Genomic DNA, 25048 nt, shown 5'->3' with positions numbered 1-25048 from the left:
CTGCCGCCATCGCGAGCAGGCTCACTCCTACAGAGGAAATTGGGGTGTGTCAGGAAAGGGTGGGGAGGTTGTAGAACGCGCGGGCGCACGCGGTGGTGTGCGCCGCCAGATCTTCCTCGGTTTCGCCACGATGCAACGCTACTTCACGCAGCACTTCAGTCAGATACGCCGGCTCATTGCGACCGTTTTTCGGCTTCGGGCGCAGCGTGCGCGGCAGCAAATAAGGCGCGTCACTTTCCAGCATCAAGCGCCCGCGTTTGATCTCTTTCACCAGCGGATGCAAATGCGTGCCTCGGCGCTCATCACAGATCCAGCCGGTGATGCCGATATGCAGATCCAGGTCGAGATAGCTGAACAAGGCTTTTTGCTCGCCGGTGAAGCAATGCACTACCGCGGCGGGTAATTGATCGCGGAAGTCTCTGAGGATTTCCAGCAGCCGCTGGCTGGCATCACGCTCGTGCAGGAACACTGGCATTTGCAGTTCAACGGCTAGCGCCAAGTGTTCCTCAAGGACTTTTTCCTGCTGTGGGCGCGGCGAGAAATCACGGTTGAAATCCAGCCCGCATTCACCCACGGCTACCACGTTTTTCTCCTGCAGCAGACTGCGCAAACGGCTTGCGCTATCAACGTTCCAGTCACTGGCCGAATGCGGATGAATACCGGCGGTGGCGAACAGGCGCTGGCCGCTTTCATCGAGTTGCTGGCACAGCTCCAGGGCTTGCTCGCTGCCCTCGACGCTGGTGCCGGTCAGCACCAGTTGGCACACGCCCGCGGCATAGGCGCGCTCGAGTACGGCCTGATGTTTGTCGGCGAAACTGGGGTTGGTCAGGTTGACGCCGATATCGATGAGTTGCATGGTTGCTACCTCGGGCCGAAGGCCGGAAAGCATACCAGAGCTGTAGATTCATAAGAAAAGCCAAGAACTACAACGAGTTATAGCTGTCTGTTGATGCCGCGACGCAGACCGGTTTGGTAGAAGTGCCATTACTGTGCCAGTCTCTCGCACGTTGCCAGCGCTCATGGCGCTCTGTTTTCGTCGGTGATTTCGACGTTTTAACGATGAAATCGCCCCGTATTCTTTCCGGAGAGTGGATGGTTCGTCCCTCGGTTTTGCTCCTGTTGTGTGGCTCGCTGCTACTGCCGATGACGGCGGTTGCGCGCCTGCCCGGGCCGCTGCAAGCCGTGCCGGCGGCCAAGGTGCGCGACTTGTCCGAGATTCGTAGCAGCCGCGTGTTGCGGGTGCTGGTCAATCAGAGCCGCAACAGCTCCGGCGAAGTCCAGGGTCAGGCCATCGGCGTCGAATACCATCGCCTGCGCGCCTTCGAGCAATACCTCAACGGCCATGCCCGCGATGGTCAGGAAATCACCCTCAAGATCATTCCCAAAGCCAAGGACCAACTGCTCGGCGCCTTGCAGCGGGGCGAGGGTGATCTGGTCGCGCCGGGCGAATTGCTCGATTTGCAAGCGGGCTTCGCGGTCGCCAGTAGCGAACCGATTGCCAGCAATGTGCCGCTGGTGCTGGTCGGGATCAAGGGCGAGCGGCGCTACACCAAGGTCGAGCAGCTTTCCGGCAAAACCCTGGCGTTGCCGACCGGCAGTGCGGCGGGGGAGGCGGTCAGTCAGCTCAATCAGAAACTGGCGTTGCACAAATTGGCGCCGATCAAGATCGAATGGGTTGATCCGTCCCTGGCGGTCGAAGACGTGCTGGAGATGGTTCAGGGTGGCATTTTCCACCTGACCATCGTCGAGCAACCCATCGCCGAGCGCTGGGGCAAGATCTTGCCGAAGCTGCGTTTTGACCGGCAACTGATAATCAGCGAACCGGGCGAGGAGTACTGGTTCGTACGCCGCGACGCCTCGATGTTACGCGCGAGCATCGATCGCTTTCTCGGCGGTTACAAGAAGCCATCCAATGAAGATGCGGCGTTTTTGCGCATCTATCGTCGTCTCTATCAAGTCCACTATCCCTTGGCCAAGGCTGATCGCCAGCGCCTGGAAAAACTGCGCCCGACCCTGCAAAAGCATGCCGACGCGCAGAACATGGACTGGCTGAATCTGGCCGCACTGGCGTTTAAGGAGTCACGCCTGCAACCCAATGCCCGCAGCGGCAGTGGTCCGACCGGGCTGATGCAGATCACGCCTTCTGCCGCTCAGCGAGTCGGCGTGAACAACATTCAGAATCTCGATGCGAATGTGCAGGCCGGGGCCAAGTACCTGGCGATGATCCGCCGCAAGTTCTTCAACAGTCCCAAGCTCAATGAACGTGAACGCATGGCTTTCACGTTGGCGGCCTACAACATCGGCCCCGAGCGCGTGCAGGGCATGCGCGCTGAAGCCCGGCGGCGTGGACTGAACCCCAATCAGTGGTTCTTCCAGGTCGAACGCATTGCCATGGAGCAGGTAGGAATGGGGCCGGTCAGCTATGTTAATAGCGTGAACAAGTATTACTTGGCGTTCGACCGGGAGCGGGAGTCGTTGGAGCCCGGGGCGCAAAAAGTCGTCTCACGGAAATGATCTAATAAGCTGATTGTTATGGCGGAATATTTGCGCTTTTAACATGAAATTTATTGATTAATATAGCGGCCAACCAACACACATAACTTCTCGCAAAAACAAGGAACGCCCCATGAGCTCTCTGATCAACAAAGTACTGTTCACCCGCGCTGGCTATGGTCTGACCATCCTGCGCATTGCTGTCGGCGTAATCTTTGCGGCTCACGGTTCGCAAAAACTTTTCGGTCTGTTTGGTGGTTACGGTTTGGCGGGCACCGCGCAGTACATGGACAGCATCGGTCTGCACCCGGGCTACCTGATGGCGACGCTGGCGGGCGGTACCGAATTCTTCGCTGGCCTGGCGTTGATCATTGGCCTGCTGGTGCGTCCGGCAGCATTGGGTCTGACCTTTCTGTCGCTGGTGGCGATCTTCACCGTTCACATCAGCAACGGTCTGTTTATGGCCAACAACGGTTACGAGTTCGCCCTGGCTCTGCTCGGTGGCAGCCTCGCCGTCCTGATCGAAGGCGCTGGCAAGCTCTCGGTGGACCGCGCCATCGCCGGTTAAGCACTCTGGCTCAAGGAACAGGCCCGCATTGTGCGGGCCTTTTTTGTTGCGGCTGATTCTTGACACTGATCGGTCACGTTCTCTAGGATGTTGCCCATGCGCCGATTTAAACAGCTACTTGCGGGGCGCCAGGTGACTTCAACAGTTGCCGTCAGAAGCCGGAACAGGGCTTCGAAATACCGCTAAAGCGCTGGTTCGGTGTTGCCTCTCACCTGCCATGCAGACTTTTGAGGCAGAGACACGACACGATGAATGCACTAAGCCCTCCAGCACGTCCCGCGCCGATCACTGCGCATATCACTCAGCGCAACCCGAAAATTCTCCTTGGCGGCAAACATCAGCCAACGCTGCTGCGTTATCTCGATGGCTGGCCACGGCGCAGTGGCGGTCCTGCCGCGTTCCTGATCCAGTTCGTTGAAGACGGCGAGTCGCTGTCACGTTTTGCCAGTGACAGTTTTGATCTGGCGGTGATTCAGACGCCGAGCGCTGAAGATGCGCCGGAGATGATCAAGCAACTGGTGCGCGTTGCGCGGCAGGGCCTGATCACCCGCCGCTGATTCGCTTTACGGATAGTCGATGGCGACGATGTAAACGAACTGCTCGCCGGTCGGCGTCTGCACCCGGACTTCAGCATCCAGCGCCTTGCCGATCAAGGCGCGGGCCAGTGGCGAGTCGATGCTGATCAGGCCCAGTTTCAGATCCAGTTCATCGGGGCCGACGATGCGGTAGCGCGATTGCTTGCCGTCTTCGTCCTCGATGGTCACCCAGGCGCCGAAGTAGACTTTGTTCGGATCGCTGGGTTTTTCACTGACGACTTTCAACGCTTCCAGACGTTTGGTGAGAAAGCGTACGCGACTGTCGATCTCGCGCAGCATCTTCTTGCCATAGGTGTACTCGGCGTTCTCCGAACGATCGCCCTGAGCCGCGGCCTCGCTGACCGATTGCGTCACTTGCGGGCGGCGCACATGCCACAACTCATGGAATTCGGCGCGCATCCGCGCTTCACCTTCAGGGGTGATCAGCGCGGTGCCGGCGGTGCGGGGAGGGCGATAACGGCTCATGGCAACTTCTTTTGATTAAGACCGCTTGAGTCTATCAACCCTCACGCAACACTGTCAGTGGACTTGCGTTGAGTGCCCGACGCGTACCGAATACACCGGCACCACCAATCAACGCCGCGCCAATCAACGGCAGCACCAGCAACCACGGATGCGGATGCCACGGCAGATCGAACGCGTAGCGATACAACACCAGACTCACCACTTCCGAGCCGATCGCGGCGAGTAATCCGCTGACTGCACCGAGCAGGCCGAATTCGATGCGCCGCGCCTTGATCAGCAACTGCCGCTCCGCGCCCAATGCACGCAACAGTGCACCTTGGCGGATACGTTCATCCAGCGTTGCCTGCAAACCGGAAAACAGCACGGCCATACCCGCCGCCAACACAAACAACAACACATATTCGACCGCCAAAGTGACTTGGGCGAGGATGCTGCGCAGCTGTTCGAGTAGCGCCTCGACCTGAAGAATGGTCACCGCCGGGAATGCGCGCGACAGTTCGACGATCTGCTGATCATGGCCGGGGGCCAGATAGAAGCTGGTCAGGTAAGTCGCCGGTAGATCCTTCAAGGTGCCGGGCTGGAAGATCATGAAGAAGTTCGGCTGGAAGTTGTCCCAGTTGATCTCGCGCAGGCTGGTGACCTTCGCTTCACGATTGACCCCGCCGACACTGAACACCATGTGATCGCCGAGTTTGAGCTTGAGGCTTTCGGCGACTTTGCCTTCCACCGATACGCCGGGAACACCGTCGGTTGGCTGATCTTTCCACCACTCACCGGCAGTGAGCTTGTTGCCCGCCGGCAAATCCGCCGCCCAGGTCAGGCTCAAGTCGCGCTGCACAGCGCGATCGCCTGCCGAATCCTTGCTGACGATTTGCTGCACAGCTTCGCCGTTGATGCTGATCAATCGGCCGGGTACGACCGGATAAAGAGGTGCGGCTTGCGCGGAGACCTTGATCAGGTGATCGGTGAAAGCCTGTTTATCTGCCGGCAGAATATTCAGGGCGAAGTAGTTCGGCGCGTTTTTCGGCAACTGGTTTTGCCAGGTGTCGAGCAATTCGCCGCGCAGCAGGGCGATCAAGGCCATCGACAGCAGAATCAGGCCGAAGGCCAGCGACTGACCGGCCGCTGCCAACGGATGCCGCAGCAACTGGCCCAGGCCCAAGCGCCATGGCAGCGAAGCACGGGCGAGCATCCGCCGCAGGCTTTGCAGCAGCAACAACAGCAAACCGCCCAATACCAACGCGGCGACCACACCACCGCCGAGCAGAGCGAATGTCAGCAGCAGATCGAGGCTCAGGCGCCACATGATCAGGCCGAGGGCGCCTAATGCTGCGCCGTAAACCATCCAGGTGCTCGACGGAATCGGCAGCATGTCGCGGCGCAATACACGCAGCGGCGGCACACGACCCAATGCGGCCAGTGGCGGCAAGGCGAAACCGGCCAAGGCGACCAGCCCGGTGCCGATCCCGGCAATGGCAGGAAACACACCGCCCGGTGGAACATCGCTTGGCAGCAAATCATGCAGCAGTGCGAACAGACCCAGTTGCGCCAGCCAGCCGAGCAGCGCACCGCTGAGTGCGGCGAACAGCCCGAGTACAGTCAACTGCAGACTGAACAGCACCATGGTTTCCCGCCGCGACAGACCGAGGCAGCGCAGCAAGGCACTGGCGTCGAAACGGCGACTGGCGAAACGGTTGGCCGACAATGCCACCGCCACTCCGGCCAACAAGACGGCGACCAGACTGGCCATATTCAAATAGCGCTCGGCCTTACCGAGTGCACCGCCAATCTGCCGGTTGCCATCGCGGGCGTCCTGAATCCGCTGGTTCGCGGCGAGCCCGGGTTTGATCAGTTGCCGATAAGTCTCCAGTGCCTGCGGTTCACCGCGCCACAGCTCGCGGTAACTCACGCGGCTGCCGGGCTGCACCACGCCGGTGGCCGCGAGGTCGTCGAGGTTGATCATGACCCGCGGCGTGAGGCTATAGAAGTTGCCGGCGCGATCCGGTTCATACGTCAGTACGCGGGCCAGTTTCAACGTCTTCATACCGACATCGATGCTGTCGCCGATTTTCAGATCCAGTGCGGTCAGCAGGCGTGCTTCGACCCAGGCTTCGCCGGGTTGCGGCTCACCGCCGGTTTCTTCGGTGGCGAACGGCGCGGGTGCGCTCTTCAGTTCGCCGCGCAACGGATAGGCACGGTCGACGGCTTTGATGCTCGACAACTGAATGCCATTGTCGGTGGCGATGACGCTAGAGAATTCCACCACTTGCGCATGCTTCAGACGCAGCTCGGTGCCACTCCTGATCTGTTCTTCACGGGCTGGCGAGCTGCCCTCCAGCACCAGATCGGCACCGAGAAATTCGGTCGCGCGCAGCATCATCGCGCCGTTGAGGCGGGCGCCGAAATAACCGATGGCGGTACTCGCCGCCACCGCCACCACCAGCGCGAAGAACAACACGCGCAATTCCCCGGCGCGGGCATCGCGCATGAGTTGGCGTATGGCGAGACTGAACAGACGCAACAGCGGCAAACGTGCCATCAAGGCTCCAGAGGGGCGACCAACAGCCCGGCTTCAAGACGGATCAGGCGCCGGCAGCGATGGGCCAGGCGTTCGTCGTGTGTCACCAGCACCAGGGTGGTGCCGCGTTCCTTGTTCAATTCGAAGAGCAAATCGCTGATGCGCTCACCGGTGTGGCTGTCGAGGTTGCCGGTCGGTTCATCGGCGAACAGCACGTCAGGCTCGGCTGCGAAGGCGCGGGCAATGGCCACACGTTGCTGCTCGCCACCGGAGAGCTGGCGCGGCGAGTGCGTCAGGCGCTGGCCGAGACCGACGCGCTGGAGCAATTCGGTGGCCCGTTCACGCGCATCTTTGCGGCCGTCGAGTTCCAGCGGCAGCATGACGTTTTCCAGTGCGTTGAGGCTATCGAGCAACTGAAAGGACTGGAAGACGAAGCCGACATGCTCGGCACGAATGCGTGCACGCTGGTCTTCGTCGAGATTGCTCAGGCCCTGGCCGGCGAGGATGACTTCGCCGCTGCTCGGCAAGTCGAGGCCGGCGAGCAGGCCGAGGAGGGTGGATTTGCCCGAACCGGACGCGCCGACGATGGCGAGGCTGTCGCCCTTGTTCAGTTCCAGGCTGAGTTCGTGCAGGATAGTCAGTTCACCTTCCGCGCTGGGAACCACTTTGCTGAGGTTCTTCGCGGTGAGAATGCTTGCGCCCATGGAGAATCCGATGCGTGTGTGGTTTTTGAGTGCTGGCCTGGCCTTGATGTGCATGGCCCAGAACGCAGCGGCGGGTACTGTTCTGATCGTTGGCGATAGTATCAGCGCCGGTTTCGGACTGGATACCCGCTTGGGGTGGGTGTCGTTGCTCGAACAACGGCTCAAACAGGAGGGTTTCGACGACAAAGTGGTCAATGCCTCCATCAGCGGCGACACCAGCGCCGGAGGCCAGGCACGGCTGCCGGCGCTGCTTGCAGAGCATAAGCCTGAGCTGGTGATCCTCGAACTCGGCGGCAACGATGGCTTGCGTGGAATGCCGCCAACTCAATTGCAACAAAATCTTGCCTCGATGATCGACAGCTCTCGTCAGAGCGGGGCCAAGGTGCTGCTGCTCGGCATGCAACTGCCGCCCAATTACGGCAAGCGTTACACCGATGCCTTCGCCGAGGTCTACGGCAAACTCGCCGACGATAAAAAGATCCCCCTGGTGCCGTTTTTCCTCGACGGTGTGGGCGGTCATCCGGAACTGATGCAGGCCGATGGTCTGCACCCGGCAGCCGGGGCTCAGGGCAAGTTGCTGGAAAATGTCTGGCCGACGCTAAAACCGCTGTTATGAGGCTTTTCTAAGGACAGGCTTTCGGCTAATGTGGCGCCCCCTTATCTGGAGCCCCCGATGTCGCGTTCTGCCTGGTCCCTGTTTGCCTACCAACTGATCGAGCCTGACGAACAGCTGGATCTGTTCGCCTGCCAGGAAGTGCGGGTGCATCTGGTGACCCGTCAACTCGAACTCGGTGGCTCGGCTGATCGCACCCTGTGCGGCAGCTTGCTGCCGGCACAACCGCGCTGGTCGAGCGTTGATCGCCGGGTGTTTCAGGATCAGCGCCTGTGTTCGCTGTGCCGGGCGATTCTTGAATCGCAGAAGCGCGGCACCTCGCCGATCTGGCCGGAGCTGCGTTTCGAGCTCTGATTCTGTGGGAGCCGAGCTTGCTCGCGAAGAGGCCAAGTCAGTTAACATTTTTGGCGACTGACCCACCGCTTTCGCGAGCAAGCTCGCTCCCACCTGGAACACCTTGTCGCCTGCAATGGGGTGATCTCCCCGAATATTCAAAGTGCGGTGTACAATCGCGCTCTTATACCCTTGTTGATCATGCGAAGGATTTTCCGGATGTTGCCGCGCTTTCCTGCCGTCACCCGCTGCCTGTCACTTGCCGCCCTGTGTGTGGCCGGTCCCGTTGCTGCATTGGAGTTTCCCCTGCCACCACCCGGTGAAGACATCATCGGTCAGGTGCAGGTGATCAAAGCCAAGTACGAAGATACCTTCGCCGATCTGGGCACGAAGTACGATCTGGGCTACTCGGAGATGGTCGCGGCCAACCCGGGCGTCGATGCCTGGTTGCCGGGTGCCGGCACTGAAATCGTCTTGCCGACCCGCTTCATTCTGCCGCCGGGCCCGCGCGAAGGCATCGTTATCAACCTTGCCGAATACCGCCTCTACTACTTCCCGAAAGGCCGCAACGTGGTGTACACGTTCCCGCTGGGTATCGGTCGTGAGGGTTGGGGCTCGCCAATCGCGCACACCTCGATCATCGCCAAAACGCCAAACCCGACCTGGACGCCTCCAGCATCGATCAAGGCTGAACACGCCGCAGACGGTGATCCGCTGCCAAACGTAGTGCCGGCCGGCCCAGACAATCCGTTAGGCCCGTTCAAGTTCACCCTGGGTACGCCGGGTTACCTGATCCACGGTTCGAACAAGAAATTCGGTATCGGTATGCGTACCAGCCACGGCTGCTTCCGCATGTTCAACAATAACGTGCTGGAAATGGCCGGCATGGTGCCGGTAGGCACGTCGGTGCGTATCCTCAACGATGCCTACAAGTTCGGCAGCAGTGGCGGCAAGGTTTATCTGGAAGCGCACACGCCGATCGACGACAAGGGCAACCCGTCTGTGGTCGACAAGCACACCGCAGTGATCAACGCGATGCTCAAGCGTGAAGACGTCACCAGCAACCTGCGCGTGAACTGGGATGTGGTGCGTGATGTGGTCGCGGCCGAAGATGGCCTGCCAACGGAAATCGGCACGCCGAGTGCCTCGGCCCCGATGGTTTCGAGTACACCGATCGACTTGCAGCAGTAAGTCGAGGTTAAAGGCCCGCCGATGCGTACAGCGCCGGCGGGTTTTTTAATGCCCGGGCAAAAGCATCGGGCACAAAAAAGCCGACCCGAAAAATCGGGTCGGCTCGATAACAACCCCGAAGGATTATTACTTGCGGCTAGCTTTGTCCAGCATGCGCAGAGCACGCTCGTTAGCTTCGTCAGCAGTCTGTTGTGCTTTTTGAGCAGCAGCCAGAGCTTCATCAGCTTTACGGTAAGCTTCGTCTGCACGAGCCTGGGAGCGAGCAGCTGCGTCTTCAGTAGCGGTCAGACGTGCTTCGGTTTCTTTCGATGCGCTGCTGCAACCGGTAGCCAGAACTGCGGCCAGAGCCAGAGCAGAGAATTTCAGAACGTTGTTCATCGTGTTCCCCTTCAAGGACTTTCAATTAAGTGGCTGTCTCCTCACGATTGAGGAAATAGCCGGCGTACATACTACCCATTACTTGTAGTAAGTAAACTGACGTAAGGCAAGAAGCAAAAAAAATTGTAGGCGTTGATTCTTTTTCGAGCAACTTTTAACTGCGCTGTTTAAAAAATATACAGCTACAAGCCCCGAGCTGAGCGAGTTAATGCGAAAAAGTTCCCGTTGCCACGTGCTGTTTTTGCAGTCTTGGCTAAAGTCTTTCTAGATGAATACGTCGACACTTTTGTTCCGAATTTGCGTGCTGCTTCGCTTATCTTTGTCCATGTTGAGGTGACTTTAAAAAAGGCTGCACGTCTTAAGTCTCAACATCCGGCAATGTTCAGGTGACCGGTTTGGCAAGATCTTCTTCCAGGCCCACCCTGCGTCCATCGGAGCAACCCCCCGTCAACCCGCTTGATGACGAGCGTACCTTGAGCATTTTTGCCAATGGTGCCTACTATTTATCAGGTGCCAGGTTGCGCGAGATCGGTGTGGCTCTTCTCGGTGTCCATCAGGCACGGGGTGGCGTAGATGTTCCTTCGCCGGAAAAACATCGGTAAGGTAGGGGTCAGAATTCAAGACCCGCGAGGAGTAGTGATGAGCGAGGCGTTGTCCATCCACCATGACCAGGCTGGTCATCAGTTCGAGACCAATGTGGACGGTCATCGTGCCTACCTGACCTATATGGATCTGGGGAAACAGACCCTGGATATCTATCGCACCTTCGTGCCCAATGCCCTGCGTGGCCGTGGCATTGCCGCAGCGCTGACCGAAAGCGCGCTGCAGTACGCCGAAGAAATGGGCTATACGGTGATCCCGTCGTGCTCCTACGTCGAGCGCTACATGGAGCGTCATCAGCGCCGCGCCGCCAAGATCTGAATCGCATACACAAAAACGCCGGGCATTGCCCGGCGTTTTTTTATGCCTGTAAAACGTGTATCAACTGCGCTGGCGTTTTGGCAGAACATCCTTGAGCTTTGCGTGCATGCTGCGCAGGGTGTTCTCGGTAGCGGACCAGTCGATGCAGGCATCGGTGATCGACACGCCGTATTGCAGGTCGGCGAGGTCTTTCGGAATCGCCTGGCAGCCCCAGTTCAGGTGACTTTCGACCATCAGGCCGATGATCGACTGGTTGCCTTCGAGGATCTGGTTGGCGACGTTCTCCATCACCAGCGGTTGCAGGGCCGGATCCTTGTTGGAGTTGGCGTGGCTGCAGTCGACCATGATGTTCGGCTTGATCTTCGCTTTGTTCAGCGCCTGCTCGCACAGGGCAACGCTGACCGAATCATAGTTCGGCTTGCCATTACCCCCGCGCAGCACCACGTGACCGTAGGCATTGCCTTTGGTGGTGACGATCGACACGCCACCTTCCTGGTTGATGCCGAGGAAGCGATGCGGGCTGGAGACCGACTGCAAGGCGTTGATCGCCACAGTCAGACCGCCGTCGGTGCCGTTCTTGAAGCCGACGGCCGAGGACAGGCCGGAAGCCATCTCACGGTGAGTCTGCGATTCAGTGGTACGTGCGCCGATGGCCGACCAACTGATCAGATCCTGCAGGTACTGCGGGGAAATCGGGTCAAGGGCTTCGGTCGCGGTCGGCAGGCCTTTTTCGGCCAGATCCAGCAGCAACTGACGACCGATGTGCAGACCGTCCTGAATCTTGAACGAGTCGTCCAGGTATGGATCGTTGATCAGGCCTTTCCAGCCCACGGTGGTGCGTGGCTTCTCGAAATACACGCGCATGACCAGATACAGGGTGTCGGAAACTTCCGCAGCCAGCACCTTGAGGCGATCGGCGTATTCGTGGGCAGCCTTGATATCGTGGATCGAGCACGGGCCGATCACTACGAACAGACGGTGGTCGGTGCCATCAAGAATGTTGCGAATGACTTCGCGGCCCTTGGTGACAGTGCGCAGGGCAGCATCGCTCAGAGGGATATCACGCTTGAGCTGATCGGGAGTGATCAGGGTCTCGTTAGAGGCGACGTTTAGGTCGTTGATCGGTAAATCAGCCATCGTTTACTCGTCAGGTCACGGGTGCCGGCCGCCAGCGATCCCCGCGCGGCGGAGCACAGCAGATTTAAGCGCGTCGGGGAGCGGAACCTTAGCGCGTAAAGCGCCTGCTCGACAATGGGCATGTAACGGTTTAGAGAAGAGCGTCAGTCCAGTACTGGCTGGGCGAAAGCCTTGCGCACGCTGTCGTGGGAGAACTCGTCGGCGTGTTGCTCGACCCATTGCAGGGCCACCGCCTGAATTTCTTGCAGGTCATCGTGGGTGTCGTGCATGCGGCAGTAGCGCTCGATCTGACACACTTGCTCACCCATTCGCGCACTGAACAGCGTCTGCTCATCGGTAAACGCGATGCCCACCAGATAGCCTTTTTTGCGCCGCAGGCACCACGCCACGTAGCCCGGGTAACAAATGTCGGCATGCAGTGACGGCATGCGCACTTGCAGCGCCGTGCCATGGCGCCAGGCACGGTGGTAATTGCAAGCGATGCCGCCGAGGCTGATAGTGTGCAGCTGTTGCCTGGAAATACACTCAGGCTTGAGCAAGGTTAATTCAACCGGCACCTCGTCCGGATGAGGAATGAAACGTCCCATGAGCACAGACTCCCTGTGTCAGCCATTTGACATTGCTTCCCCCAGTATAGTGGTCGAATCCGAACTGACCGATTTCGACGCCGACCAACGGCTATTGGCGATGAGCGGCGTTTCGCTGGTGATTTTCACCAGCGTCGGCTGCGCCAGTTGCCGATATGCCCGCGAAGTGTTGCCGGCTATGGCGCTGGGGATTGATCGTCTGTGCTGGATCGATGCCGGCGACAACGGCGGGTTGGTCGAGCGCTATCAGGTCTTTCATTTGCCGGCGTTGTTCGTGGTGCGCGACGGCGAGTTCTTTGGGGCATTGCACACGCGCTTGACGACCGATGCGTTGAACGCGGCGCTGGCGCAGGCACTGGGGCGAATTGCAGAGGAGTTGCCATGATGGGGGCAGTGAATAAACCGGTCGTAGGGATCATCGGCACCGGCGCAATTGGTGGTTTTTACGGTGTGATGCTGGCGCGCGCCGGTTTCGATGTGCACTTTTTGTTGCGCAGCGAGTTTTCGGCGGTGGCTGAGCGCGGTTTGCAAATCAACAGCGCGGTGCATGGCCCGCTGACGTTGCATCCGGCGCAGGCCTATTCGTCCGCCGAAGACATGCCCAAGTGCGACTGGCTGTTAGTGGGGGCGAAGACTACCAGCAACGCCGGCCTGGCTCCGTCGATCATTCAAGCGGCCAAACCGGATGCGAAAGTGCTGGTGCTGCAAAACGGTCTCGACGTCGAAGACAGTTTGCGTGAGCTGCTTCCCGATTCCCTGCACCTATTGGGTGGCTTGTGCCTGATCTGCGTGCATCGCGAGGGGCCTGGACAAGTTACCCACCAAGCCTTGGGCGCGGTGAACGTCGGTTACCACAGTGGTCCGTTCAGCGCTGACGCTGCACGCATGGCGATCGTCGAGGAGGGGGCCGGGTTGTTCCGCGCCGCCGGAATCGATTCCCAGGCGATGCCCAATCTGCACCAGGCGCGCTGGCAGAAACTGGTGTGGAACATCCCCTACAATGGACTCTCGGTACTGCTCGGCGCCAGCACCACGCCGCTGATGGCGGACGCCGACAGCCGCATGCAGATCCAGGCGTTGATGGCCGAAGTGGTGCAGGGTGCCAAGGCCTGCGGCCAGGACATACCGCCGGGATACGCCGATTACCTGTTCATGATGACCGAGAAAATGCCCGACTACTGGCCGAGCATGTACCACGACTTTTTACATAAGCGACCGCTGGAGCTGGAGGCGATTTACGCTCGGCCACTGGCAGCGGCCAAAGCGGCGGGCTGTGAGCTGCCGCGCATCGAAGCGCTGTATCGTAATTTACGTTTTATCGACCGGCGCAACGTTTAGGTCGTTTTTTTTGTGAGGGGCGGGGGAAAGCATGGCCAAGAACATCGATGACAAACTGGTGCTGGCGATTTCGTCGCGTGCCCTGTTCGACCTGAGCGAGAGCCACAAGGTCTACCTGTCGAGCGGTGTCGAAGCCTATCGGCAATACCAGATTGAGCATGAAGACGAAATCCTCGCACCTGGCGATGCTTTTCCGCTGGTGGAAAAACTCCTGAAACTCAACAGTCGCCTCGGCCGCGCGCGGGTCGAGGTGATTCTGGTCTCGCGCAACAGTGCCGACACCGGCCTGCGCGTATTCAACTCGATTCATCATTATGGTCTGGCGATTTCCCGCGCGGCGTTTGTTGGCGGGCGCAGTCCGTATCCGTATCTGAAAGCCTTTGGTTGCGACCTGTTTCTTTCGACCCATGCCGAAGATGTGCGCGCGGCGCTGGATGCCGGATTTGCAGCGGCGACGATTCTGTCCGGTGGTGCCAGTCGTGCGGCCAGTGACGAATTGCGCATCGCCTTCGACGGCGACGCAGTGATTTTTTCCGACGAGTCGGAACGCGTCTATCAGTCCGGCGGGCTCGAAGCGTTCCAGGCCAAGGAGCGTGAGTCGGCTCGCGAGCCGTTGCGCGGTGGGCCGTTCAAGGGCTTTCTGGCGGCGCTCAATCTGTTGCAGCGCGAGTTTCCCGATGACGATTGCCCGATCCGCACGGCGCTGGTCACTGCACGTTCGGCGCCGGCCCATGAGCGGGTGATCCGCACCTTGCGCGAGTGGGACATTCGTCTCGACGAGTCACTGTTTCTCGGTGGCCTGACCAAATCGGCGTTCCTTGAAGCCTTCGCCGCCGACGTGTTTTTCGACGATCAGGCCGGTCACTGCGAACTCGCCCGCGAAGTGGTCGCCACCGGTCACGTGCCTCACGGCATCAGCAATGAGCCGTCCATCTAAAGCCCTGTGCTTCAAGACGTTGCGTCGCCCGTCGTAGTCGCCAAGGCACTGCTAAGCTGAATCAAATCTCCGCCATGTTGGCACGCGAGGAGGTCATATGATTCGTTCGATGCTGTATGCCACTGACCTCGGTCTGTACGCACCGTTAGTGATGCAGCATGCCCTGGCGTTGGCGCGAACGTTCAATGCCGATTTGTACGTGGTGCACGCGGTGGAGCCGATGGGGCTGTTTGCCGAATCGGTGTTGCAGAGCTATCTCGACGAGCAGGCATTGAACGAATTTCATAGTCAGGGTCTGAAAACTGTCATTGCCAATATCGAGCAGCGGGTGCTGGACAGTTTTCGCGAAGAACTGGGGGATGAAGGCGAACAGGATCTGCAGCGCATTCGCGCCGTGCGCGTGCTGCAGGGCGATCCGTCGCAGGTGATTCTCGACCAGGTGCAGAAACTCTCCGTCGATCTGCTGATCGTAGGCAGTCATAGCCATGGGGTGGGCGCGGAAACGCCGTTGGGGCGCACGGCGGCGCGGGTCCTGCAATTGGCCAAGGTGCCGGTTTATCTGGTGCCGTTATTGGAGCGGCGGCGGCGGGAGGATCGCTAAGGCAGGAATAATGGCGCTTTGATAAAAAAGTTCTAGATTTATTATTCAAACCATTAATATAGTTATATACCGTCGCTGATGCCCGTGGCGTCTACCTGCTTTGAGGGATTCATATGAAGCTTCAACAATTGCGCTACATCTGGGAAGTGGCGCACCACGACCTCAACGTTTCCGCTACAGCCCAAAGCCTTTACACCTCGCAACCGGGCATCAGTAAACAAATCCGCCTGCTGGAAGACGAACTCGGTGTCGAAGTGTTTGCCCGCAGCGGCAAACACCTGACCCGCGTGACCCCGGCCGGCGAGCGCATCATCACCACCGCCGGTGAGATTCTGCGCAAGGTCGAAAGCATCAAGCAGATCGCCCAGGAATTCTCCAACGAGAAGAAAGGCACCCTGTCGATCGCCACCACCCACACCCAGGCACGTTATGCACTGCCGCCGGTGATCAGCAATTTCATCAAGCAATACCCGGACGTGGCGCTGCACATGCACCAGGGTTCGCCGATGCAGATCGCCGAAATGGCCGCTGATGGCACTGTGGATTTTGCCATCGCCACCGAAGCGCTGGAGCTGTTCGGCGATCTGGTGATGATGCCGTGCTACCGCTGGAATCGTTGCGTGGTCGTACCGCAGGGCCATCCGTTGACCAAGTTGCCAAAGCTGACTCTGGAAGCGCTGGCCGAATACCCGATCGTGACTTACGTGTTCGGTTTCACCGGCCGTTCGAAACTCGACGAAGCCTTCAGCCATCGCGGCCTGACGCCGAAAGTGGTGTTCACCGCCGCCGACGCCGACGTGATCAAGACTTACGTGCGTCTGGGTCTGGGCGTGGGCATCGTCGCTAAAATGGCAGTCGACACCAAGCTCGACAACGATCTGGTGGTACTGGATGCCAGTGAATTGTTCGAATCGAGCGTGACCAAGATCGGTTTCCGTCGCGGTACTTTCCTGCGCGGCTTCATGTGCGACTTCATCGAGAAGTTCGCCCCGCACCTGACTCGGGAAGTCATGGCCAAAGCCATTCAGTGCCACAACAAGCAGGAACTGGAAGAGCTGTTCGACGGCGTCGAGCTACCCGTTCACTGATCAGTTGCCTCAGAGTACCTCGGTGACAGCAAACTGTTGCCGAGTGCCCGCCACCAGAATCTCCACCTCATCACCTTCGCACTTGCCCAGCAGACCTTTGCCCAGCGGCGAGCGCGGAGTGATGACGGTAATCGGCTGACCGACCACATCGACTTTCAGGCCTGCTGCATCCGGCGCCAGAAACAGCCATTGCTCGCGACCCTTTTCGTCCTCCAGGCCGAGCAGGGCACCGACTTCGATACCACGGTTTTCATCGTAGGCCCGCAGCGTCAGGTTCTGGCACAACGCCAAAGACTGACGGATTTCCTCGACCCGTTTTGCTTGCCCGGCTGCCAGATACGACGCTTCCAGACCCAGCGTGTCGTACTTGTTTTCGGCGATGTTTTCTTCGTGCGTCGCGGTTTCGTAAGCGGTTTGCGCGGCGCGTTCGGCGATGTCGAGGTCGATGCGCAGTTTGTCGAGAATCAGTTGGTGGACGATGTGCTTGTTCATGATCAATCGCAGAATTGCAAAACGTTGGCGCGGCTTTTCTCGCTCGGGGCCGTCTGATCCTGTTGCAGCCAGAACTGGCACTTCGGATTGGACAGGTTACGCGTGCTGCCGCGTGCCTGATCCAGACGTGCCTGTTGTTCGTTCTTGCGCAGGTTTTCTTCGTACTGCTGGAACTGCGGGCTCGGCGGCGGAATGTCCGGTTGCACCTGCACGGCCGGTGGATTGGCCAGTTGCTGCACCGCTTGCGCAACCGGTGCCAATTGCTCCTTGAACAAAAAGTGCGATAGCAGCCAGCAGGTCAGCGCAATGGCGACAAAGCCCAGCCACATGCCCAAGGCAATGCTGCCGGTCAAATGCAGCGCGCTAAGCTGAACAGGCAACGGGCGACGCGGATTGGGGCGATAGGGCATGGCTGCCTCCTGGCGGATGATTGCGGGCAAGTGGCGATTGTCGCACGAAGATTAATCGCCGTCGGCTCTTCTGCGCGAGGTGATTTATGCGGACAATCGCAGCTTTTGCCAACGGGAGTCTTGAATGCCGCAATTGAAACCCCGCTGGGATATTTTCTGCACGGTGGTCGACAACTTTGGCGACATCGGCGTGACCTGGCGTCTGGCTCGGCAATTGGTGGCTGAGCATGGTTTGGCGGTGCGCTTGTGGGTCGATGATCTGCGCGCCTTCGAACGCATTTGCCCGGCGATTGATATCAACGCCGCACAGCAATCGCAACAAGGCGTTGAAGTGCGGCACTGGCCGGCTGACTGGGTGCACACAGAGGCGGCGGATGTGGTGATTGCAGCGTTCGCTTGTCAGTTGCCCACTGACTACATGGACGCGATGGCCACGCGAGAGCCGCCGCCACTGTGGATGAACCTCGACTATCTCAGCGCCGAAGACTGGGTGATTGGTTGTCACGGCTTGCCGTCGGTCAAATACAAATCGGTGCAGAAGTTCTTTTTCTTTCCCGGATTCCAGCCAGGCACTGGCGGGCTGTTGCGTGAGCGCGGCTTGCTCGAGCAGCGTCGGCAGTTTCAACAGGATGCCGAAGCTCAACGGCAATTCCTGCAAGGTCTCGGGATCGCTCCTGCGTCTGACGCCCAGCTGATTTCGTTGTTTGCCTACGAGAATGCCGGGCTGGCCAGTTGGCTGGACGTTTTGGCGGCGGACGCTGCGCCGACTCACCTGTTGGTGCCGGAGGGGCGGATTCTTGGCGACGTGGCGCGCTGGCTCAGGGTGGAAGCCCTGACGGTGGGCGAGATCAATGTGCGTCAGTCGTTGACCGTGCAGGTGTTGCCGTTCGTCCGACAGGATCAATACGATCAGTTGCTCTGGTGCTGTGATTTCAACGCGGTGCGTGGTGAGGACTCGTTCGTGCGGGCGCAGTGGGCGGGGCGGCCGATGCTCTGGCACATCTATCAGCAGGACGAAGACATCCATCTGGACAAACTTGATGCCTTCCTCGCGCTTTACACAAAAGGTCTGTCACCGGCCGCTGCCGAGGCGATGAACGGTCTGTGGCGAGCCTGGAGCGCCGGTCAGCCCATCGGTGAACACTGGCTCGAAGTCCGCAATCATTGGCCAGAACTGCAAGAAAATGCCGAAGCGTGGTGTCTGGAACAAGGCTTGCAGGCCGATCTTGCCGCAGCGCTGGTACAGTTTTACCTAAATTGGATATGATACGCGGCCTAGATTTTTGTAAATCCCATCCAAATTCGGATATTCGCAATGAAAACTGGTAAAGAACTGAAACCCGGTACCGTGATCCGTCTCGAGAACGATCCTTGGCTGGTTCAGAAAGCTGAATTCACCAAGTCGGGCCGTAACAGCGCGATCATGAAGACCAAGCTGAAAAACCTGCTGACCGGTTACAAGACCGAGATCGTTTACAGCGCTGACGACAAACTGGACGACGTAATCCTCGACCGCAAAGAAGCGACCCTGTCCTTCATCAGCGGCGACACCTACACGTTCATGGACACCACTGACTACACCATGTACGAGCTGAACGCTGAAGACATCGAAGCTGTTCTGCCTTTCGTTGAAGAAGGCATGACCGATGTTTGCGAAGCGATCTTCTTCGAAGAGCGTCTGGTTTCCGTAGAGCTGCCGACCACCATCGTGCGCGTAGTTGACTACACCGAAGGTTCGGCTCGTGGCGACACTTCCGGCAAAGTCATGAAGCCAGCCAAGCTGGCCAACGGTACTGAGCTGCAAGTTGCTGACTTCATCGAAATCGGCGACAAGATCGAAATCGACACCCGCGAAGGCGGTTCCTACAAAGGCCGTGCCAAATAAGCACTGCTTTTTACGGAAAGAAAAAGCCCGGCCATTGAGCCGGGCTTTTTTGTGCCTGCGATTTCTCATTAACCACCGACTCCTGTGGGAGCGAGGCTGCTCGCGAATGCGGGGCGTCGATCAATGAAATGTTGACTGACAGGACGCCTTCGCGAGCAGGCTCGCTCTCACAGGGGGTTTGTGTCCGGTTTCAGACGGTGGTGTGCAGACGTACATCGACGTTGCCACGGGTGGCGTTGGAGTACGGGCAAACCTGGTGAGCGGCGTCGACCAGCGCTTGCGCATCGGCTTGTTCCAGGCCTGGCAGACTGATGTGCAGGTCGATGTCCAGACCGAAACCGCCAGGGATCTGGCCGATACCGACGTGGGCGGTGATCGAGGCGTCGTCAGGGATTTTGCGTTTGGTCTGGCTGGCGACGAATTTCAGTGCGCCGATGAAGCAGGCCGAGTAGCCGGCAGCGAACAGCTGCTCAGGGTTGGTTGCCGCGCCGCCGGCACCGCCGAGTTCTTTCGGAGTGGCGAGTTTGACGTCGAGGATGTTGTCGCTGGAGACCGCACGACCGTCACGGCCGCCAGTGGAGGTTGCGATTGCAGTGTAGAGAGTTTGCATGGTGTGAGCCTCGTTGAGTGTGATTGCGTGCGCTAATTGTTTGCGCGCCAAGTAAGTGCTAGATGAATGTATCGCGCAAATATTTAGTGTGCAAGATAAATTTCGAAAAATGTCCCGCTGGACTGATCTGGCTGACTCGTCCATCGGCTGGAAAGATTCGACTTAGAGGGGATGGCGAGACAATGGGAGCGCTGAAAAATAATTTTCAGTCGATGAAATCAAATGTAGGAGTGAGCCTGCTCGCGATAGCGGTGTGCCAGTCAACTCAGAAGTCGACTGAACCACCGCTATCGCGAGCAGGCTCACTCCTACAGGGATTGGTGGGCCTTAAATAAGGCTTTCTTGTAGATGGCTGCGCAGCGCCTGCAACTCCGCTTGCAGCTTCTGCAGCCGTTCCAGAGTGAAACCGCTGGCGCCGAGGATGCATTGCGGAACGGTCTGGGCTTTTTCTTTCAGCGCTCGGCCTTGCTCGGTCAGCTCGACAATCACTACCCGCTCATCCTCACGACTGCGCGTGCGGCTGAGCAACCCTTCGCCCTCCAGGCGTTTGAGCAGTGGCGTCAGCGAACCAGGATCGGTCAGTAGTCGAGTGCTGATTTCTCCGACCGTCAATCCATCCTTCTCCCACAACACCATCATCGCCAGGTACTGCGGATAGGTCAGGTTCAAGGCTTGCAGCAGCGGTTTGTAGACCTTGGTCATCATCAGCGAAGTGGAATGCAGGGCGAAGCACGCCTGGTTATCCAGCAGCAGGTCGTCGCAGGTGTCGCGTTGGGAAGTCATGTCAAAGCCTTGTTCGGTGATGGTCATGAATCTAGCGCTCGAATCTTTAATGCGCCAGATAATTCTCCGGATCTAATGGCGGCCGAGATCCCGTTGCAGCGCCAGATCCCACGGCGGCACTGGACTGAAACGAGTTTTGAGGTATTCAAGCAACAAGCGGCTGCGCGAGTTGGTTTGCTGTTCCATGCGCAGTGCGTAGATGCCGGTGGATTCCGGGGCCGGCAGACCGTTCTCGCAGAACAGCGGGACCAGTTCACCGCGCAGCAGGTATTCGCTCGCCAGCCAGGTCGGCAAATGCGCAATCCCTAATCCCGCCAAAGCCCCACACACCAGCGCTTCGGCATTGTTGGCGCTCATGCGGATGCGCGTCGGGCGGTGCAAATGCATCTGGCCGTCCTGCTCGAACCGCCAGGCAAAAGGCGGGGCGAGGCCTTCCCAGTCCAGACCGTCATGCTCGCCAAGTTGCGCCGGACTGCCGGGCACACCCCGGCGTTTGAGATAGTCAGGACTGGCACAGGCTATGCGCACCATGCTCGCCAAAGGCGTCGCCACCAATCGCGTGTCAGCCATTTGCCCGGCACGCAGCACCAGGTCAACCTTGCCCAGGTTCGAGCCGCCCATGTCGACGAAACTGTCGATCAAGTGCAACTGCACATCCAGCCCCGGGTAGAGGACGAGAAAGTCGGCGATCACCGGTGCCAGATGCCGTCGCCCGAACGCGGCGGGGGCGTCGATGCGAATCAAGCCTTCCGGCGCGCTGCTCAAGGACACGGCTTCGGCCCGCGCCAGTTGCAACTCGGCGACAATGCGCCGGGCACGTTCGGCAAACGCCAGACCGGCGGGTGTGGCTCTGACGGCGTGGGTGCTGCGTATAAATAACTGGCTGCCGACGGCGCTTTCCAGGCTGTCGATCCGTCGCGCAACGGCCGAAGGTGTCAGCGGATGACGGCGCGAGGCGGCGGAAAAACTGCCACTCTCCAGCACATCGAGAAACAGCCCTAATTGTTCAGTCAGTTGGTTGGGGTTCATGAGAATTCACGCTTGTGCGAAATCGGCATAGCCATTGTGCGTTGCTGTGCGTTTCCCCGCCAGCCACGACTGCGTAGGATGAATCGCCTGACGTAAGAGGAATTCAGCTGTGATGGAGTTTTTGTTGTACCTACTGTTCGGCGCCGCGCTTGGCACACTTGGCGGCATTTTCGGCATCGGCGGCGGCTTGATTGCTATCCCGCTGCTTGGTGTGTGGTTCGGCCTCGATCAGCAGATTGCCCAAGGCACCGCGCTGGTCATGGTGGTGCCGAACGTGATGCTGGCGCTGTGGCGCTATCACCAGCGCAATCGCATCGAACTGCGGCATGCGTTGCCCTTGGCGGTGATGGGTTTTTGCTTTGCGTGGATCGGTTCGATCTGGGCGGTGGGTATCGATGCGCAAACCATGCGCATCGGTTTTGTCGCTTTCCTGGTGGTGCTCTCGGCGTACAACCTGCTGAAGATGTTCGGCAAGCAACCCGCTGCGACTTCCGAGATGCGCTATTCCTGGCCTTGGCTCGGCGTTCTCGGTGCGGCGTCCGGAACCATGGGCGGCTTGTTCGGTGTCGGCGGTGCCGTGGTGGCAACGCCGGTGCTGACCAGCCTCTTCGGCACCACGCAAGTGGTCGCTCAGGGCTTGTCGCTGGCGCTGGCGTTGCCAAGCACCGGCGTGACCCTGGTGACCTACGCGGTACATCACGAAGTGGACTGGATGATCGGCCTGCCGCTGGCCATCGGCGGTCTGGCGAGCATCAGTTGGGGGGTGAAAGTTGCCCACGCCATGCCGGAAAAGCTTCTGCGCGGGCTGTTCTGCGGTTTCCTGGTGCTGTGTGCGGTGATGCTCGCGTTTAAAGTTTAAAACCTTCGACGATATGCTCGGCCAGGCACTCGGTGATCGGCGACGGATTGTTCAGGTTGCGGATCAGCATGATGCTGGCCTCGGGCAACAGCGGCAGATCTTCGGCGGCGCCGAGAATGCGCATGTCCGGGGTGATCAGGCTTTCCAGTTGCGCGGTGATCGCCAGACCCGCGCTCACCACTGCCATCAACGCCGAGAGGCTGGTGCTGTTATATGCGATGCGGTATTCGCGGCCCATCGCATCCAGTGCGTTACACGCCCACAAGCGGCAGAAACAATCACTGTTGAACATCGCCAGAGGTAGTGGCGTTTGTTCGTGGGCGCTGAAATTCTGCGCCTCGGCCCAGACAAAACGCTCCTTGCGCAGCAACTGACCGATTTCGTTGCCCGGTTCACGGGTGACGATCGACAAATCCAGGTCAGTACGCTGCAACAGTTGTTTGGTCGATTCGCAATGCACTTCGATCTGGATCAGTGGATAGAACTGCGCAAACCGCGACAGGATCCCCGGCAGAAAACGCATCACGTAGTCATCCGGCGTGCCGATGCGCACGGTGCCGACCATGTGCGGCTCGCGCAAGGTGTTGAACACTTCGCTGTGCAGCTTGAGGATGCGCCGCGCGTATCCGAGCAGCACCTGGCCTTCAGCGGTCAGGCGCACCTGGCGTCCGTCGCGCTCAAACAACTGCCGCTGCAACACGTCTTCTTCCAGACGCTTCATCTGCATGCTCACCGCCGACTGCGTGCGGTTGACCATTTCGCCGGCGCGGGTGAAACCGCCCTGATCGGCAATCGCGACAAAGGTGCGCAGGACATCGGTATCGATACTGGGGTAGGCCGACAATTGATGAATCTCCGTGATGCATGCCATCAGAAACATTCGTTGGATTGATCTTAGCGCCGGCGCGAGACTTGAGCCATCCACAAAGGAGGCAACACGATGAAAGGTCAAAGAGAGTATGTAGACGACGCAAAATTTTCCGGCCACGGCCATCTCGTTTCCGACCTGCTGCACAAGTTTAGCCGCTGGTACGAATTGCACCGTGAACGCGAGCTGCTTGCCAGTCTGAGCGACGAAGCGTTGAAAGACATCGGCGTCAGTCGTGCCGACGTTGAACACGAGTCCGTGCGGCCGTTCTGGGATGATCCGATGCATAAATGACCCGCTGCATAAATGATCAGCAGAACGCTACACAAACCCTCTTCCAGTGAGGTAGGTTGCGAGCAGACAAGGAGATGCTCATGCCCGCGACTCTGGCCTTTTCCCTCAAACAGGCGCGACGACTGGCGCTGGCTGCCCAAGGGTTCAACGGGCGCCAGCCGCCGACCGTCAAGGCGCCACACGTCAACCGGCTGATCGAAAGGCTGGGTTTGCTGCAAATCGACTCCGTCAACGCCGTGGTGCGCTCGCACTACCTGCCGCTGTTTTCCCGTCTCGGCTCCTATTCTTCCGATTTGCTCGACCAGGCTGCCTGGAGTTCGGGGCGACGTCGCACGTTGTTCGAATACTGGGGACACGAAGCCTCGTTGCTGCCGATGTCGATGTATCCGTTGCTGGGCTGGCGCATGCAGCGGGCCAGGCGTGGCGAGGATATTTATCAGCAACTGGCCAGATTCGGTCGCGAGCAGCAGGACGTGGTGCGTCGGGTCTTGAGTTCGGTGCAAGAGCAGGGCGCGTTGGGCGCCGGCAGCCTTTCAACCCGTGCAGACAAGGCCGGGCCGTGGTGGGACTGGAGCGCGGAAAAGCATGCGCTTGAGTGGCTGTTCGCGGCGGGTGAAGTGACGGTGGCGGGGCGGCGTGGTTTTGAGCGTTTGTATGATTTGCCGGAGCGGGTGATCCCTTCATCGATCCTGCAACAGGCGTTGCCTGATGAAGCCGAAGCGCAACGTGGCCTGCTATTGCACGCGGCACAGGCCTTGGGTGTCGGTACTGAAAAAGACTTGCGTGATTACTTTCGCCTGAATCCGACGGATGCGCGGCCACGTCTCGCGGAACTGATTGAAGCTGGGCAGTTGCAGATGTGCGAAGTCGCCGGTTGGCGGCAAATCGCCTATTGCCTGCCGGAGCCGAGCGTCCCGCGCAAGGTCATGGCCAGTGCGCTGCTGTCGCCCTTTGATTCGTTGATCTGGGAGCGTAGCCGGACTGAGCGCTTGTTCGATTTTCGCTATCGGCTGGAGATTTATACGCCACAGGACAAGCGAGTCTACGGCTATTACGTGTTGCCCTTCTTGCACAACGAGAGGATCGCCGCACGGGTCGATTTGCGCGCCGAGCGGGCGGCGGGGCAGTTGGCGGTGCATGCGCTGCACGAGGAGGAGCCGGGGCTGGATGAGCAGGGGATGCTGGCGCTGGCCGTGAATCTGCGGCAGATGGCGGATTGGTTGGGGCTGGCGCGGGTGCAGTTGAATTGTCAGCGCGAGAGTGCGGCGCGGTTGCGGGTGGCATTGGCCGAGATCGGTGGTGACTGAGTTGGCCCCTTCGCGAGCAAGCTCGCTCCCACACTGGATCTGT

The 25048-nt window shown here is 59.3% G+C and carries 30 protein-coding genes; 17 read left to right on the top strand and 13 right to left on the bottom strand.

Annotated elements, in window-relative coordinates:
- Positions 1 to 49: 49 nt before the first annotated feature.
- Positions 50 to 856, bottom strand: a complete 807-nt coding sequence (locus tag CLU80_RS04550; protein ID WP_099756859.1) for a TatD family hydrolase — start codon at positions 854 to 856, stop codon at positions 50 to 52.
- A gap of 236 nt (positions 857 to 1092) precedes the next feature.
- Here CLU80_RS04550 and CLU80_RS04545 point away from each other — a divergent pair, with 236 nt between their 5' ends.
- The 3 genes from CLU80_RS04545 to CLU80_RS04535 all read left to right on the top strand — a co-directional run bounded on the left by CLU80_RS04545 (position 1093) and on the right by CLU80_RS04535 (position 3618).
- Positions 1093 to 2514: an MltF family protein gene (locus tag CLU80_RS04545; RefSeq protein ID WP_099756858.1), complete on the top strand. Its 1422-nt coding sequence runs from the start codon at positions 1093 to 1095 to the stop codon at positions 2512 to 2514.
- A gap of 112 nt (positions 2515 to 2626) precedes the next feature.
- Complete coding sequence (locus CLU80_RS04540) at positions 2627 to 3061, top strand: DoxX family protein (RefSeq protein WP_007908568.1); 435 nt, start codon at positions 2627 to 2629, stop codon at positions 3059 to 3061.
- 248 nt (positions 3062 to 3309) lie between these two features.
- A complete protein-coding gene (locus CLU80_RS04535) occupies positions 3310 to 3618 on the top strand; it encodes a hypothetical protein (RefSeq protein WP_099756857.1) in 309 nt (102 codons plus the stop codon).
- Between the two features lie 6 nt (positions 3619 to 3624).
- Here CLU80_RS04535 and greB read toward each other — a convergent pair whose 3' ends face one another.
- Genes greB through CLU80_RS04520 form a run of 3 tightly spaced genes read right to left on the bottom strand, consistent with a single transcriptional unit; the run spans position 3625 to position 7344 of the window.
- Entirely contained in the window at positions 3625 to 4122 is a 498-nt protein-coding gene (gene greB, locus CLU80_RS04530) for a transcription elongation factor GreB (RefSeq protein ID WP_003226818.1), read from the bottom strand.
- A gap of 34 nt (positions 4123 to 4156) precedes the next feature.
- Positions 4157 to 6661 carry an ABC transporter permease gene (locus CLU80_RS04525; protein ID WP_099756856.1) on the bottom strand — a complete coding sequence of 835 codons (2505 nt, stop codon included), beginning with the start codon at positions 6659 to 6661 and terminating at the stop codon, positions 4157 to 4159.
- Positions 6661 to 7344, bottom strand: coding sequence for an ABC transporter ATP-binding protein (locus CLU80_RS04520; RefSeq protein ID WP_007908572.1), 684 nt, complete (start codon positions 7342 to 7344; stop codon positions 6661 to 6663). Before CLU80_RS04520 ends, CLU80_RS04525 begins: the two co-directional genes overlap by 1 nt.
- A gap of 10 nt (positions 7345 to 7354) precedes the next feature.
- Between CLU80_RS04520 and CLU80_RS04515 the strand changes: the two genes are divergently transcribed.
- From CLU80_RS04515 to CLU80_RS04500, 3 genes are all read left to right on the top strand, one after another.
- On the top strand, positions 7355 to 7960 hold the full coding sequence (locus CLU80_RS04515; protein ID WP_286079698.1) for an arylesterase: 606 nt from the start codon (positions 7355 to 7357) through the stop codon (positions 7958 to 7960).
- A 57-nt stretch (positions 7961 to 8017) separates the two neighbouring features.
- Positions 8018 to 8311, top strand: a complete 294-nt coding sequence (locus tag CLU80_RS04510) for a hypothetical protein (protein ID WP_007908575.1) — start codon at positions 8018 to 8020, stop codon at positions 8309 to 8311.
- A 198-nt stretch (positions 8312 to 8509) separates the two neighbouring features.
- On the top strand, positions 8510 to 9481 hold the full coding sequence (locus CLU80_RS04500) for a L,D-transpeptidase family protein (protein WP_093435185.1): 972 nt from the start codon (positions 8510 to 8512) through the stop codon (positions 9479 to 9481).
- Positions 9482 to 9607: 126 nt separating this feature from the next.
- On the opposite strand, the gene oprI is transcribed toward CLU80_RS04500, so the two are convergent.
- Positions 9608 to 9859, bottom strand: a complete 252-nt coding sequence (gene oprI / locus CLU80_RS04495; RefSeq protein WP_003199355.1) for an outer membrane lipoprotei OprI — start codon at positions 9857 to 9859, stop codon at positions 9608 to 9610.
- A gap of 639 nt (positions 9860 to 10498) precedes the next feature.
- Here oprI and CLU80_RS04490 point away from each other — a divergent pair.
- Positions 10499 to 10780, top strand: coding sequence for a GNAT family N-acetyltransferase (locus CLU80_RS04490; RefSeq protein ID WP_003226804.1), 282 nt, complete (start codon positions 10499 to 10501; stop codon positions 10778 to 10780).
- A 60-nt stretch (positions 10781 to 10840) separates the two neighbouring features.
- Here CLU80_RS04490 and CLU80_RS04485 read toward each other — a convergent pair whose 3' ends face one another.
- Entirely contained in the window at positions 10841 to 11917 is a 1077-nt protein-coding gene (locus tag CLU80_RS04485) for a 3-deoxy-7-phosphoheptulonate synthase (protein ID WP_007908583.1), read from the bottom strand.
- A 143-nt stretch (positions 11918 to 12060) separates the two neighbouring features.
- Complete coding sequence (locus CLU80_RS04480) at positions 12061 to 12504, bottom strand: PilZ domain-containing protein (protein ID WP_099756854.1); 444 nt, start codon at positions 12502 to 12504, stop codon at positions 12061 to 12063.
- Here CLU80_RS04480 and CLU80_RS04475 point away from each other — a divergent pair.
- The 5 genes from CLU80_RS04475 (at position 12503) to cysB (ending at position 16468) form a co-directional block, all read left to right on the top strand.
- Complete coding sequence (locus CLU80_RS04475; protein WP_099756853.1) at positions 12503 to 12889, top strand: thioredoxin family protein; 387 nt, start codon at positions 12503 to 12505, stop codon at positions 12887 to 12889. The genes CLU80_RS04480 and CLU80_RS04475 overlap by 2 nt on opposite strands.
- Positions 12886 to 13842 carry a putative 2-dehydropantoate 2-reductase gene (locus CLU80_RS04470; protein WP_099756852.1) on the top strand — a complete coding sequence of 319 codons (957 nt, stop codon included), beginning with the start codon at positions 12886 to 12888 and terminating at the stop codon, positions 13840 to 13842. Before CLU80_RS04475 ends, CLU80_RS04470 begins: the two co-directional genes overlap by 4 nt.
- Positions 13843 to 13873: 31 nt before the next feature.
- Positions 13874 to 14779, top strand: a complete 906-nt coding sequence (locus CLU80_RS04465) for a 5'-nucleotidase (RefSeq protein WP_093435175.1) — start codon at positions 13874 to 13876, stop codon at positions 14777 to 14779.
- A 97-nt stretch (positions 14780 to 14876) separates the two neighbouring features.
- Positions 14877 to 15380: a universal stress protein gene (locus tag CLU80_RS04460; protein WP_099756851.1), complete on the top strand. Its 504-nt coding sequence runs from the start codon at positions 14877 to 14879 to the stop codon at positions 15378 to 15380.
- A 113-nt stretch (positions 15381 to 15493) separates the two neighbouring features.
- On the top strand, positions 15494 to 16468 hold the full coding sequence (cysB, locus tag CLU80_RS04455; RefSeq protein WP_003183769.1) for an HTH-type transcriptional regulator CysB: 975 nt from the start codon (positions 15494 to 15496) through the stop codon (positions 16466 to 16468).
- A gap of 9 nt (positions 16469 to 16477) precedes the next feature.
- On the opposite strand, the gene CLU80_RS04450 is transcribed toward cysB, so the two are convergent.
- The gene (locus CLU80_RS04450; protein WP_034155245.1) at positions 16478 to 16960 is read right to left on the bottom strand and encodes a GreA/GreB family elongation factor; all 483 of its coding nucleotides are present in this window, start codon (positions 16958 to 16960) and stop codon (positions 16478 to 16480) included.
- A 2-nt stretch (positions 16961 to 16962) separates the two neighbouring features.
- Positions 16963 to 17370 (bottom strand): hypothetical protein, encoded by a 408-nt coding sequence (locus CLU80_RS04445; protein ID WP_093435173.1) that lies wholly within the window; start codon positions 17368 to 17370, stop codon positions 16963 to 16965.
- Between the two features lie 124 nt (positions 17371 to 17494).
- Between CLU80_RS04445 and earP the strand changes: the two genes are divergently transcribed.
- The gene (gene earP, locus CLU80_RS04440) at positions 17495 to 18637 is read left to right on the top strand and encodes an elongation factor P maturation arginine rhamnosyltransferase EarP (protein WP_099756850.1); all 1143 of its coding nucleotides are present in this window, start codon (positions 17495 to 17497) and stop codon (positions 18635 to 18637) included.
- 48 nt (positions 18638 to 18685) lie between these two features.
- On the top strand, positions 18686 to 19255 hold the full coding sequence (locus CLU80_RS04435) for an elongation factor P (RefSeq protein WP_007908599.1): 570 nt from the start codon (positions 18686 to 18688) through the stop codon (positions 19253 to 19255).
- Positions 19256 to 19445: 190 nt separating this feature from the next.
- Here CLU80_RS04435 and CLU80_RS04430 read toward each other — a convergent pair whose 3' ends face one another.
- The 3 genes from CLU80_RS04430 to CLU80_RS04415 all read right to left on the bottom strand — a co-directional run bounded on the left by CLU80_RS04430 (position 19446) and on the right by CLU80_RS04415 (position 21677).
- The gene (locus CLU80_RS04430; RefSeq protein ID WP_093435168.1) at positions 19446 to 19865 is read right to left on the bottom strand and encodes an organic hydroperoxide resistance protein; all 420 of its coding nucleotides are present in this window, start codon (positions 19863 to 19865) and stop codon (positions 19446 to 19448) included.
- Between the two features lie 327 nt (positions 19866 to 20192).
- Positions 20193 to 20648, bottom strand: coding sequence for a MarR family winged helix-turn-helix transcriptional regulator (locus tag CLU80_RS04420; RefSeq protein ID WP_257355723.1), 456 nt, complete (start codon positions 20646 to 20648; stop codon positions 20193 to 20195).
- Positions 20649 to 20720: 72 nt separating this feature from the next.
- Positions 20721 to 21677, bottom strand: a complete 957-nt coding sequence (locus CLU80_RS04415) for a LysR family transcriptional regulator (protein WP_099756848.1) — start codon at positions 21675 to 21677, stop codon at positions 20721 to 20723.
- Positions 21678 to 21786: 109 nt separating this feature from the next.
- Here CLU80_RS04415 and CLU80_RS04410 point away from each other — a divergent pair, with 109 nt between their 5' ends.
- The gene (locus tag CLU80_RS04410) at positions 21787 to 22536 is read left to right on the top strand and encodes a sulfite exporter TauE/SafE family protein (protein ID WP_175553567.1); all 750 of its coding nucleotides are present in this window, start codon (positions 21787 to 21789) and stop codon (positions 22534 to 22536) included.
- Here CLU80_RS04410 and CLU80_RS04405 read toward each other — a convergent pair.
- A complete protein-coding gene (locus CLU80_RS04405) occupies positions 22526 to 23380 on the bottom strand; it encodes a LysR substrate-binding domain-containing protein (RefSeq protein ID WP_007908606.1) in 855 nt (284 codons plus the stop codon). The two genes, CLU80_RS04410 and CLU80_RS04405, sit on opposite strands and share 11 nt — an antisense overlap.
- Positions 23381 to 23476: 96 nt before the next feature.
- Here CLU80_RS04405 and CLU80_RS04400 point away from each other — a divergent pair, with 96 nt between their 5' ends.
- Positions 23477 to 23698 (top strand): DUF1127 domain-containing protein, encoded by a 222-nt coding sequence (locus CLU80_RS04400; RefSeq protein WP_093435156.1) that lies wholly within the window; start codon positions 23477 to 23479, stop codon positions 23696 to 23698.
- A gap of 80 nt (positions 23699 to 23778) precedes the next feature.
- Complete coding sequence (locus tag CLU80_RS04395; protein WP_099756847.1) at positions 23779 to 25005, top strand: winged helix-turn-helix domain-containing protein; 1227 nt, start codon at positions 23779 to 23781, stop codon at positions 25003 to 25005.
- Positions 25006 to 25048 lie beyond the last annotated feature (43 nt).

Source organism: Pseudomonas sp. 29, assembly GCF_002754355.1.
Lineage (GTDB): Bacteria > Pseudomonadota > Gammaproteobacteria > Pseudomonadales > Pseudomonadaceae > Aquipseudomonas > Aquipseudomonas neuropathica.
This window is presented reverse-complemented; position numbering and strand designations above follow the sequence as displayed.